Origin of the sequence: Hymenobacter profundi (assembly GCF_019334315.1) — a bacterium.
GTDB lineage: Bacteria > Bacteroidota > Bacteroidia > Cytophagales > Hymenobacteraceae > Hymenobacter > Hymenobacter profundi.
The window spans coordinates 23,040-34,821 of sequence record NZ_JAHWGL010000050.1 but is presented as its reverse complement, the minus strand read 5'-3'; the positions used below and the strand labels follow the sequence as shown (position 1 = coordinate 34,821).

At 55.1% G+C, this 11,782-nt stretch carries 10 protein-coding genes; 5 read left to right on the top strand and 5 right to left on the bottom strand.

Features of this window, described 5'->3' with window-relative positions:
- Positions 1-203 precede the first annotated feature (203 nt).
- A complete protein-coding gene (locus tag KYK14_RS12645) occupies positions 204-635 on the bottom strand; it encodes a DUF3127 domain-containing protein (RefSeq protein WP_187318386.1) in 432 nt (143 codons plus the stop codon).
- Positions 636-797: 162 nt separating this feature from the next.
- Between KYK14_RS12645 and KYK14_RS12640 the strand changes: the two genes are divergently transcribed.
- Both KYK14_RS12640 and KYK14_RS12635 read left to right on the top strand, forming a co-directional pair.
- Positions 798-1,757, top strand: a complete 960-nt coding sequence (locus KYK14_RS12640) for an isoaspartyl peptidase/L-asparaginase family protein (RefSeq protein ID WP_219159244.1) — start codon at positions 798-800, stop codon at positions 1,755-1,757.
- 187 nt (positions 1,758-1,944) lie between these two features.
- Complete coding sequence (locus KYK14_RS12635; RefSeq protein ID WP_219159242.1) at positions 1,945-2,532, top strand: hypothetical protein; 588 nt, start codon at positions 1,945-1,947, stop codon at positions 2,530-2,532.
- Positions 2,533-2,637: 105 nt separating this feature from the next.
- Here the strand turns inward: KYK14_RS12635 and KYK14_RS12630 are convergent, their stop codons facing one another.
- On the bottom strand, positions 2,638-3,546 hold the full coding sequence (locus KYK14_RS12630; RefSeq protein WP_219159240.1) for a cyanophycinase: 909 nt from the start codon (positions 3,544-3,546) through the stop codon (positions 2,638-2,640).
- A 91-nt stretch (positions 3,547-3,637) separates the two neighbouring features.
- The gene (locus tag KYK14_RS12625) at positions 3,638-5,434 is read right to left on the bottom strand and encodes a M1 family metallopeptidase (RefSeq protein WP_219159238.1); all 1,797 of its coding nucleotides are present in this window, start codon (positions 5,432-5,434) and stop codon (positions 3,638-3,640) included.
- Positions 5,435-5,825: 391 nt separating this feature from the next.
- Between KYK14_RS12625 and KYK14_RS12620 the strand changes: the two genes are divergently transcribed.
- The 3 genes from KYK14_RS12620 (at position 5,826) to KYK14_RS12610 (ending at position 9,518) form a co-directional block, all read left to right on the top strand.
- Entirely contained in the window at positions 5,826-7,592 is a 1,767-nt protein-coding gene (locus tag KYK14_RS12620) for a L,D-transpeptidase family protein (protein WP_219159236.1), read from the top strand.
- Between the two features lie 446 nt (positions 7,593-8,038).
- Positions 8,039-8,626 (top strand): helix-turn-helix domain-containing protein, encoded by a 588-nt coding sequence (locus KYK14_RS12615; protein WP_219159234.1) that lies wholly within the window; start codon positions 8,039-8,041, stop codon positions 8,624-8,626.
- A 718-nt stretch (positions 8,627-9,344) separates the two neighbouring features.
- Positions 9,345-9,518 carry a hypothetical protein gene (locus tag KYK14_RS12610; protein WP_185283885.1) on the top strand — a complete coding sequence of 58 codons (174 nt, stop codon included), beginning with the start codon at positions 9,345-9,347 and terminating at the stop codon, positions 9,516-9,518.
- Positions 9,519-9,622: 104 nt separating this feature from the next.
- Here the strand turns inward: KYK14_RS12610 and KYK14_RS12605 are convergent, their stop codons facing one another.
- Together KYK14_RS12605 and KYK14_RS12600 are read right to left on the bottom strand one after the other, a co-directional pair.
- Positions 9,623-10,105 (bottom strand): hypothetical protein, encoded by a 483-nt coding sequence (locus KYK14_RS12605; RefSeq protein ID WP_219159232.1) that lies wholly within the window; start codon positions 10,103-10,105, stop codon positions 9,623-9,625.
- Positions 10,106-10,249: 144 nt separating this feature from the next.
- Positions 10,250-11,662 carry a DEAD/DEAH box helicase gene (locus KYK14_RS12600; RefSeq protein WP_219159231.1) on the bottom strand — a complete coding sequence of 471 codons (1,413 nt, stop codon included), beginning with the start codon at positions 11,660-11,662 and terminating at the stop codon, positions 10,250-10,252.
- Positions 11,663-11,782: the final 120 nt, after the last annotated feature.

Sequence of the window (11,782 nt, the reverse complement as noted above, 5' to 3'; positions counted from 1 at the left end):
CCGCTCGCCTTCGCCTTGCTTAATTAATTCTTGCAGCATTTTCTTACGCTATTTGCTAGTAGCTGATGGCTGCTAGCCTTCTGTAAGTATGAAACGAAAAAAAGCCACTTTCCGGTCGGAAAGTGGCTTTTTCTTGCAGGCAAGCCTACTGGAAATTTAAACGACAAGCCAATAGCTAGCAGCCATCAGCTAACAGTTTAAAATTAGAAAGGCAGGTCGTTGTCGTCGTCGCCGGCGATGGGGGCAGCGGGTTGCGCCCGCAGGTTGGGGTTTTGGTTTTGCTGGGCAGGAGCAGCGGCGCGAGGCGCAGCAGCTGGCTGCGAGTAGCCACCACCAGCCGGAGCCGAAGCACCACCTGCAGCTGCCTCTAAGCGCCACGCTTCCAGGTTGGTGAAGTACAACATCTGGCCGTTTTTATTGAAACCACGACCACGCAGGTTGAAGGTCACTTTAATCTCGTCACCGATCTTGTAGGGGTCGATGAGCGCGGTTTTGTCTTGCACCAGTTGAAACTTGATATGCTCAGGGTACTGACCATCTATAACCTCCAGTACGAACTCGCGCTTGCGGAATTTCTCGCTCACCTGTTGCTCGTCGAAAATCTCGTGCAGGCGGCCGGTAGCATCGTAAGCCATAAAACAGAATATTAGGGAATGTGAAAACAGTTAATCAAACGTACGAAAAAAAACCGACGGCGGCCATGTCCGGCGGGTATCTTGTACGGGGTAGGGACCGGGAATGGGTAGGATAGTTTGCGTACTTTTCGGCCGATTTCTCCCACTGTTTTTCGTCTGCTTATGTCTACTACCTGGGCGCTGGCCCTGCACGGCGGCGCCGGCACCATTGCCCGTACCTCCATGACTGCCGAGGCCGAGCGCGCCTACCGCGCCGCGCTCCAAACGGCCCTCGAAGCCGGCGCCGAAGTGCTCCGCCGCCACGGCCCAGCCCTCGACGCCGTGGAAATGGCTGTGCGCAGCCTCGAAGATTGCCCGCTGTTCAATGCCGGCCGCGGCGCCGTGTTCACCCACGAAGGCCACCACGAAATGGACGCGTCTATTATGGATGGCCGCACCGGCCTGGCCGGTGCTGTGGCCGGCGTGCGCACCGTGCAGAATCCCATCCGGGCCGCCCGCCTCGTGATGGAGCACACCGACCACGTGCTGCTGGCCTACCCCGGCGCCGATGAGCTGGCGCGTCAGCACAACCTACCTACCCAACCCGCCGAGTACTTCTTCACCCAGCACCGCTACGACCAGTTGCAAGAGGCTTTGAAAGAAGGAAAGATGCGCCTCGATCATTCCGAAGCGAAGCAGCCCAATGAAGACCCCAAAAAGAAAATGGGCACCGTCGGCGCCGTGGCTCGTGACCAGCACGGCCACTTGGCCGCCGCCACCAGCACCGGCGGCATGACCAACAAGCGCTACTCCCGCATCGGCGACTCGCCCATCATCGGCAGCGGTACCTGGGCCGACAACCGCACCTGCGCCATCAGCTGCACCGGCCACGGCGAATATTTCCTACGTGCCGTAGTGGCCCACGACATTGCCTGCCTGATGGAGTACCGCGGCCTGAGCCTCGCCGAAGCCTGCCGCATCGTCGTGCACGACAAGCTGGCCCCGGTAGGCGGCGAAGGCGGCCTAGTAGCAGTAGACTCCGCCGGCCACGTGGCCCTACCCTTCAACTCCGAAGGCATGTACCGCGCCAGCCTAACCGATACCACTCCTATATATATAGGTGTCTACGGCGACGAAGGGTAGGGGACATATATAATAAGGAGTAGGGGTATGTAGCAACGGCTCGTTTTTGATGGCTACTCCTTATTATATATAGGTATGTAAGCCGGTTCTATTTTACCCTACTTTACATAGACGATGTGTCCGGTTAGAGACACAAGTCAACCAGACCTATACTTGGCTTCGCCTTCCTTTTTATACTCACTCAATAATGGATTTTGCTCTCTTCGACTCCTTCCAAGGCTTAATCCAGGAGGGAAAACTGAAAGAAGCTATTGCGCAAGCAGAATGTAAGCTCAGAAGCCTTGAGACAACTTATTTTCATGTTGTGTTGGGTACCAGCATACTCTACCAGCAGCAAAACGTCATGACTTGGTTGGACGCCTTTTATCAAAGTGTATCGCCTAGAATGCCGGTGGGTGCCCTCTATGTAGAAATGAATGCCTTTGACATCAATACGGAAGAATGGTACTTCGATGGATTTGCCTACGAAGAAGCGGGTACAAGAGAGGATGCTGAATGGCTCACCAACTGGTCGGCTGATACGACGACTGAGGAGCATTTAGTGCTAGGCGGATTCGAATCCGTACAAGAAGCTTTTGAAACCTATTTTTACGAAGAGAAGGTGTCCGAAAATTTAGAGCAAGCGCATGACGTAGCTGAAATATTGGTTATTCTACGAATACAAGAATTGCTGGAGGAAGTACATCAAGTCGCTGAATCCCGCGGGCTAGCATGGGGAGCTATTCCTTTATTGGTAACAGCACATGGTTACGACTTGCTGCATCAAATAAAATAAGCAGGCTTAGTTGCTTCCTTTTTATAGAGTTCAACAGATAAAAGAAGAGCCGCCATTCTAATAGTCACTTAGAATGGCGGCTCTTTTTATAATACACGTTCGACTCTACATCTGCCCCGGCTGCTCGACAGTCACCGTTTCGGCAAAGTTGGTTTTGCCGGCGTAGAATTTTCGCTCGTCAATGTCATACACGTTGCCTTTGGCCAGCACGTGCATCGTCATGTTCTCCACGGATAGCGCCGCGCCTTTTTTAACGACGGCCGCATTGTTGTGCTGAATGGTATGGCCATCCATGATGATGACCAGGTTGGAGCCGATAGTCTCGATGATGTTGCCGCCGGTGATGAGCACGCCCGTGTCTTCACCCAGCCCAATGCCAATGAGCTTGGGGTGGAGGCTCACGGCTTCAATGAGCCGGCCAAAGCGGCCGCGCTTCACGAAGTGCGAGTCAATCACCACGTCGTCGATCAGGCCCAGGCCGCTGCCGATTTTCACGGCGCCCTTCATCAGCGCATCCGGCACCGAGCCGCCCCGAATCATAATCTTCGACATGGCCATGGCCCCGGCGCTGGTGCCGGCCACCACAAAGTTCGACTCGCGGTGGTAGCGGGCGTTCAGGATTTCCAGGAACTCGCCTTCCCCGAACATCTCACGCAGCCGCGACTGGTTGCCACCGCTGAACATCACCACGTCGGCGCGGCGCAGGCGCTCCAGGTACATGGGGATGCGAGCATGATCGGGGGTGCGGATATCCATCACGCCCACGTTGCGGCAGTTCAGCATGCCGAACGAGGAAACGTAGATCTTCCCGATTTCTTCCGGAATCATGGAGGCCGTGGTCACTACCTCTATGCGCGGATCTTCCTTGCCCGACTCCTGCACCACGCGGCGCAGAATACCCAGCTCAAAAAAGTTGAGGTAATACTTTTTGCGCACACTAGCGCTGGAGTAGGTACCTTTATCTTCGTTGCCACCGATGGCAATCAGCTTACCGAGGGGTTTTTGATTGTTCAACGTTACGACTGTTTTTTTATCAACTCACAAAATACAACGCACCGGTCCAGGCTGCAAGCATCGGGCCGGAGTAATGATGCCGGGTTTAGGGTTATCTAAGCAGCGCATCGAGGGTGTTAGTGGCTACGGCGTGGTAGTTGGGCCGTGCCTCCGCATAAATTTGCCGGGCGCGCTCCCGGCCGCCGGGGGTAGCCAGCACCGCCCGGTAGAGCGGCACCAAAAACTTACGCCGCCCCACTCGTACCAGAAACTGGTGCAAGGCCTCATCGGCAGGGGAGTAGCCAGCGGCCAGCGCCAGCGGAAACCACGCCGCCAGGATTTCGGCGTTGCCGGAATGGGTAAGGTCGAAGGTGTTGTCCAACTCTGCCAGTTGGGCGTGCGTCAGGGAGTGGGGGAGACCTTGCAGGAAGTGTACCCACTCGTGGCTGCTCCAGTCGGCAGTGGATAGGGTAGGAGCCACTTTGCCCTCTATCCATTGTTGCCGGGCGGCATCTACTGCATCGAAGCGGGCGGAGGCTACGGGCGGCGCTACCCCCGGCACACCCGGACCGTTTATCCAGGCATCGAGCTGAAGCTTCTCTTCTAGTCCGGGCTCTTGGTCTAACAACGCTTGCCGCAGATAAGTTATGAAGCTCGCTGTATCCATGGACTGAAAGCTGTGGCGAGTGAAGTACTCCTTAATAAAGGAGTCGAGGCGCGAGCGGCCTACTAAATGTTCTAAGGTGAGCAAAAAGTAGTCGCCCTTTTCGTAGGCAATTTCGGTCATGCCCTCGTCGGGGTCGCGCCCGGTCAGGTGCAGACGCAAGTGCGTGTCTGCACTAGTAGGGCCTAGCTCTACGAGGGTATGCTGCAAATCGGTAAATCCTAATGCTTGCAACATATCGGCATACGTGCGGCCATATAGCTGCTCCATAATACGCCGCTCGAAATACACCGTAAAGCCCTCATTTAGCCAGAAATCATCCCATGTAGCGTTAGTAACCAGATTACCCGACCACGAGTGCGCTAGCTCGTGAGCCACCAAACTGGTTAGGCTTCGGTCCCCGGCTAAAATCGTGGGTGTAACAAATGTTAAACATGGATTTTCCATGCCACCAAATGGGAAAGAAGGCGGAAGTGCCAACAAATCGTATCGACCCCAGCGGTAGGGGCCATACAAATCCTCGGCGGCGGCTACCATTTTTTCTAGGTCCACAAACTCGTGCGTGGCTAGGGGTAGAGTAGCTGGTTCAGCGTAGATGCCAGTGCGCTCACTTAGCGGCGCAAAGGCCAGGTCGCCGACGGCCAGCGCCATGAGGTAGGCCGGAATAGGGTAGGGCTGCCGAAACTGATAGCGCCCGGCCGCATCAAGCTGCTGGGGATTATCGGTGGCGCTCATTAGAGCCAGCAGGTGGGCGGGCGTTTCAATGTGCGCCTCGTAGGTGAAGCGCACACCCGGCGAGTCTTGGCACGGCAGCCAGGTGCGCGCCAGAATGGCCTGCGACTGGGTGAACAGAAATGGCTGCTCGCGCCCGGCCGTTTGCGCAGGTGTCAGCCATTGCAAGGCTGCCGCGCCCGGCGTGGTGCAGTAGCGGATGGTCACGTGCTCAGTGGTTGGCTCCAGGGTAATGCGCAGTGCCTGTCCCAGCACCGGATCGGTGGGAGCCAGGCTGAAGGGAGTAGGCTTACCCTCGGGGCCGCCGAGTAGCACGACCTCCACCAGCAGGTCGCGGGTGTCAAGGTAGAGCTCGGTGGCGCCGGCTGGATTGTGGAGCTGCCAGGTAGCATGACCCGCCAGGGTACGGCTGGCAAAATCAACACGCAGCTGTAACTGTAAATGACGAACGCCTACCTCGCCCAAACGGGCATAGCTGTGCGAGTCGGAAAGAGCGGGAACGAAAGAAGTCATAAAAGAAATAGAAAGCGGCCGACAGTCTAATGGTTGTCGGGCCGCGTGGCGTGAGTACGGGTAGGGTATACGACTGGCGCGCCAAGCAGAGACGGAAGGCTACTATTAAAATGCGGAAGAACAACTGAGCGCCACACATGCCGCAACCCCCCCGACGCTCAGTGAGACGACCTACTCATCCGGAGGGCCTGCCCAATTGTATACTGAAGATGTGCGTGGGTGAGACAAAACTCCTACCTTGCATGTTGATGAGATGAGCCCTGCCTCGGAACGCAATAACCCTACGGTAGCGTTTGGAGTAGAACGGGCACGCGCCGCATCCGATGGTCGGGAATAATAATTCCTTGGCATCTGACGGAGCTGCTATCATTTCTTCCACTTCACCGAATTCATGAAATCACTGTTTCACTCCGCTTTCCTGACCACACTGCTCTGCTGGCTTTGCGGCCTGACGCTCTTGGCGTCGGCTACCAGCTGCAGCCAGGAGCAGAAGGCGAAAGTTCAGGAGGCGCTACCCGGCGTACTCACCGGCAACCAGGGCCCGCAGCCCACGCTCGATAGCGTGTATGTGGCGCGCCAGATGCTGGCCGAACCCGCCTTCAAAAGTCAGCTCGACTGGGCCAAGAAGTTTTACAAAGCCCGCGACTACCGCCTGGGCTGGTTTAAAAACCACGAGGTAGTACCGCAGGCCAAGAAGCTACTTGAGGTCATCAACCAAGCCGGTGATGAAGGCTTAGATCCGCAGAAATACAAGATCAAAAACTTCGATAAGCTCTTTGCTGAGCTAGATAAAGCCCGTGGTGATACCACCCAGCGCAACAGCCTAGAGAAGCAAATCGACGTGGCTTTATCGGGTACTTACTTCACCTGGGCCTCCGATTTCTATCGAGGAACTGTAAATCCCCGAGAAGTTAAAAACATTGATTGGGACGTGAAACGCAACAAAATCAAGTTGCACAAGGCCCTCATGACCATTTTGCAAGAGCGCGAAAGCACGTATCCCTACTACGAGTTCGAGCCCTTGCACCCTGAATACGACCGGTTGAAAAAGGCGCTAGCTGAGTACCGCACTATCCAGCGCAACGGCGGCTGGCCTACCCTGCCGGCCGGCACCAAGCTGAAGCCAGGCGATACGTCACCGGCCGTGGCGTTGCTGCGCCGTCGCCTGCTCGATGAGCCGGGCACGCCTGCTCAAGACGTTGCCACGCCTGTGCAGACGGTAGCCAACAATGGCCCATCCAATGGCCCCGCGCCGGCGCCCGCCGCCCAACAATACGACAGCGAGTTGGTGGCTGCCGTGAAGAAGTTTCAGCAGCAAACTGGGCAGCGGACTGATGGTGTTGTAGGCGGAGAAACCCTGCGCTTGCTCAACATACCGCTCGACAAACGCATCGATCAGATCGTGCTGAACATGGAGCGCTGGCGCTGGATTCCGAAGCGTTTCGAGCAAAATTATCTGCTCGTAAACATCCCGGACTACAAGCTACATGTAGTGGAGGAAGGCAAGGAAGTGATGAACATGAATGTCATTGTGGGCAAGACTTTGAACGCAACGCCGGTCTTCAGCGACAAGGTGGAGTACGTGGTATTGGCCCCCTATTGGAATGTGCCGTTCAGCATTATCGATAAAGAAATGCGTCCGAAACTGGTGGCTAATCCTCAGGCCTACCTCGACCGTTTGGATATGGAAGTGGTGAAGGGTTGGGGTGCCAAAGCTACCCCCATCGACCCCACTACGGTGGACTGGGCGAACCTCACGCAGGCGAACTGGAAGTACACGTTGCGCCGCCGTCCCGGTCCCAAAAATGACCTGGGTGACGTGAAGTTTATCTTCCCCAACTCCAACGATATCTACCTCCACGATACGCCCCACGACGAGTTGTTCAGCCAGACCAAGCGTAACTTCAGTCACGGCTGTGTGCGCGTAGCCGAGCCCATTAAGCTGGCCACCTACCTGCTGCGCAATAAGCCTGGCTACGATGAAAATACTATCCTGAGCACCATCGGAGAGCGGCAGGAAAAGTACATCACCCTACCCGAAAAGCTGCCCGTATACCTGGTGTATTTCACGGCGTGGGTAGACGATGCCGGTCACCTGAACTTCCGCGACGACATCTACGGACACGACAAGAACCTAGCGAAAGAATACTTCAACTAGGGCCTTTGGATAGCCTCCTCTTTAGTCGAACCTCCTCTATCGTTGCAAGATTCAATAAAGCTGATAAGCCCTCTGACGGATTCGTTTCAGCTTAGAGTACCTGGACGCAAGAACGCTTAGTTAGCGAGCCGCCGAAGGGAGAAAGAATTTCTGACAGTTACCTCAAAGCCGACTGCGCGCATAGCGTCAGTCGGCTTTTTGCATGTAACCACAGTAACTATTCAATGGCAATAGCTACATCTGCTACTAATAAAATAAAGACGGCAAGTAAATAGGGAGGAATATGCAGATTACCCTTGTAAATACATATGTAAACTTCAGATTGCTCTTGTAAATACATATGTAATCAAGATAAGAAAGAGAATAGGTAGAGCATCGTGCTAGTGCAAACACGTGGGTTGCGTACATTTGTGAAGCTGACACTACACTATTCTTGCAGCTTTGGTATGATCGAACGCATCCGGCAGATTCTGGCTACACGCGCACTGTCTCCTACGCAGTTCGCGGATACTATTGGTATCGGCCGGCCCGTAGTCAGCCACATCCTAAATGGGCGAAATAAGCCCAGCCTGGAGGTGATGCAGAAAATAATGGATGCTTTCCCTGACTTAGCACTGCCTTGGCTGCTGAAAGGAGAAGGCCCTATGCTGGCATCTGCGCCAGCCGAAGCAACTGCTACTAATACGCCGGAGACCGTTCCTACGATCGTAGCAAGCCCCAGTAAGAAAAAGCAGCGTGCAGCCGCCCTGGTTCCATCGGAGCCCAGCAGTCAGGCTGTAAAGCCCAAAAAAGAGCCTACAAGCGCTCCGCCCCAGCAAATAAGCGCTCCTGAGCGTGAAGAAAGCACTGTTGCCGCCCAGGTGCCCACTACCCCTGAGCTATCGGTTACACCGCCTGCACCAGTTGCGCCAGCAGCTTTAGAAGCTACTACGCTACCCGCCGCACTAGCCGCTACGCCTACTAATAAGGCTATTCGACGCATAATTATCTTCTATCAGGATGGTACGTTCACGGACTACCAGCCGGAGAAGTAACTTGTGCTATTTATGCTTCTTAGCAAATAAGAGTTCTGATGTGGCAAGGATATTGTTGAACGCTCGGAATTGCAATAATCCAATTTGGCAGGCTGGTTATTTCTTCTCTATACCAGTAAATGGTTGTGGTGTGCTACAAGCTGCTTGCAAGTGTTTCAATGCGTTGGCAAAATTGGTTGTGTCTGGTGCTACTTTGCTAAGTAAGCTCAGCTAACAGAATGATTATATGTATTTATATTTTGTTATTTTTCAGATACTTAACACACTTATGCGGAAGTGTGGCTTTAGTGTTTATGCGTTAGTATGTAGTCTTATTTAATATTGAAATAGTTATATAGGTTAGGTTGTTGGTTCCTCAGTGAAATGCATAGTAACAGTGCTAAAATCCTTGACAGTTAGATTGGCTTGTTAAAACAATAAATCCTACTCGTTTTATTTGGCCAAAGCTGTTAGTAGGTGTTTTTTATTATTGGCTGTCCCATTTCAACTTAACAAAAGTAACATGACTTTAGGAAGGGTCATCGTAGGTCAACAGGAAGGACATTTGTTGACCAGTGACCAACAGCAGGCTTTCGTCAAGAAGCGGCGGAGAATAAGTGACTGTTGACTTTTGTAATAAGTAGCACTAGTGCTGGTTGGATATCAACTCAAAACAAAAGCTGATAAGCGTGAGAAAGTCCGGCTTGGCGTTATTCGCGTTGATGCTTACCTTTGGGCTATGAAAACGTCTCGCCTGTTTCTTCTGCTTGCTGCCAGCGCCACGCTGCTATTTGCTTCTTCTTGCGCGCAACAGCCCGATCCTGAGAAAGACCCCGATGCTGATGCTGCCTACAAGCGCAGCCACCGCCCCGAAATGTACCGTGAGGCGCAACGCAGCAACGTAAACTACTAACCTATCTTTTATCTGCCTTTATCGGCAGAGTTGGCTGTTATACACAGAAGCCCCGCCGGATCGACTCCGGCGGGGCTTCTGTGTAGTAGGTGGTAGGACGTTTACTAATAAGCGCTAACCGTAGCCAAAGCAGGGATAGGCAACAGCGTAGGCAGTGTGATGGCCTGTAGCAATGGCTGCTCCAATAGGTCGGCCCAGGTGCGGAGGTAGAGTACTACATCGTCGCGCTGGTTGTGGCGCAGTGCGTTGCGCCGTTCCAGGGGTAAGGCACCGCGAATAACCGGATCGGAAAGGCGCTCTAGATGCGCGAGGTCCTGGCGGGTGAAGCCCGCTGCCAGCATTTCGTCGATGGTATCATCGATGGGTAGGCCGCTGGAAGGGCAATAGTCGATGAGCTGCCGCTCCCAGTCGCCGTAGCGCTGCATAGCCCGGCTATGGATTTCGGCTTTGGTGAGGTGGGTGATAGTCTGCGCTAGGTGGCCGCAGTTGCAGCTACCCATGTGGCCCCACTGGTAGGGCGCTTGCGTGGCCAGACGCTGTGCCGTGGCGCGCAACGCCTGAATGACGGGAAGAGTGCTGATAGCCATACAGAAATAGAAAAAGAGTGTTCGGAAATATAAGCCGATAGCCGGATTTTTTGTTTCCTTTTGACCCCACTGGGGCATAAAAAACCCGAACGCCTCCAGACGTTCGGGTTTTTTATGCTCTAGTGGGGTAGGAACCTGACGAGCTTAGCGCTGCCCGCCGCTGTCACCTCGGAAGCGACGACGGTTGCCACCGCCACCGCTGCTGCCTGCCGTTGCGGGCCGATTGCCGCCCGTAGCAGGGCGCGAGGAGCCACTGGCGCTAGGCCCGGCGGTGCGGCCAGCCGAACCTTGCCCTTGCCCACCAGAGCGCCCGCCTTGGCCACTACTGCCCCGGCCGGGCCGCGGCGGACGCCCCGCCGGACCTTTGGGCCGCTGAATGTTTTTGCCGCTGTGCAGCATCACGGGCTCCACGCTGTTGGTCTTATAAGGATGCTCAAACACAACGTCAATCTGACGCTTGATCAGGCGCTGGATGTCCTGTAGATAGGCGCGTTCCTCCTCTTCCACAAACGACAGCGCCATGCCATCGGCGCCGGCCCGGCCCGTGCGCCCAATGCGGTGCACGTAGGTTTCAGGTTCGTTGGGCATTTCGTAGTTGACAACGTGCGTCAGCTCATCCACGTCGATGCCGCGGGCGGCAATATCAGTGGCTACCAGCACGCGGGTAGTGCCGGCCTTGAAGTTGCTGAGCGCCCGTTGCCGATGGTTCTGCGACTTGTTGCCGTGGATGGCTTCGGCCGGAATATTGGCCTTTGCCAGCGTCTTCACCACGCGGTCGGCGCCATGTTTGGTGCGGGTAAATACCAGCACGCGGCGGATGTTTTTATCGGCCAGCACGTGTTCCAGCAAGGCGGGCTTATCGTTTTTCTCCACTAAATATACAGCCTGCGATACCGTATCAGCAGTGCTCGAAACGGGCGTTACGGCTACCTTCACCGGGTTGGGGCGCAGCAGCGAGTTGGCCAGCTCCTGAATCTGACCCGGCATGGTAGCCGAGAAAAACAGCGTTTGCCGCTTAGCTGGCAGTTTGGGCAGAATGCGCTTGATGTCGTGAATAAAGCCCATGTCCAGCATGCGGTCGGCCTCATCCAATACAAACACGTCGAGGTGACGTAGGTCCACGTAGCCCTGATTCATGAGGTCGAGCAGGCGGCCGGGGGTAGCAATCAGCACCTCCACGCCGCGCCGTAGCGCCTGCGTTTGGGGCAGCTGGCCTACCCCGCCAAAGATAACCGTGTGGCGCAGCTTCAGGTGGCGGCCATACGCCCCAAAACTTTCCCCGATCTGGATGGCCAATTCGCGGGTAGGCGTGAGTACCAGGCAGCGAATGCGGGAGTGCGAATGCTGCGCTACCTGTGCCGTTTGGTGCAGAATCTGAAGAATAGGAACTGTAAAGGCGGCCGTTTTGCCGGTACCGGTTTGAGCCACACCCAGTAGGTCGTGGCCTTCCAGCACCTGCGGAATTGCCTGCGCCTGAATAGGGGTAGGCGTCGTATACCCTTCCTCGTGCAAAGCGCGCAGGATGGGGTCAATCAGATTGAGTTCGTCGAAGGACATTAAAAAAAGTAGGAAAATGCCCGTTAACGGGCCACTGGCCTCAGGCCAGCGCGTGAATAGAGCCCGCAAAGGTCGGAAGGTTTGCGGTAGAAATTGGTGCGCACCAGAAAATCAGGCAGA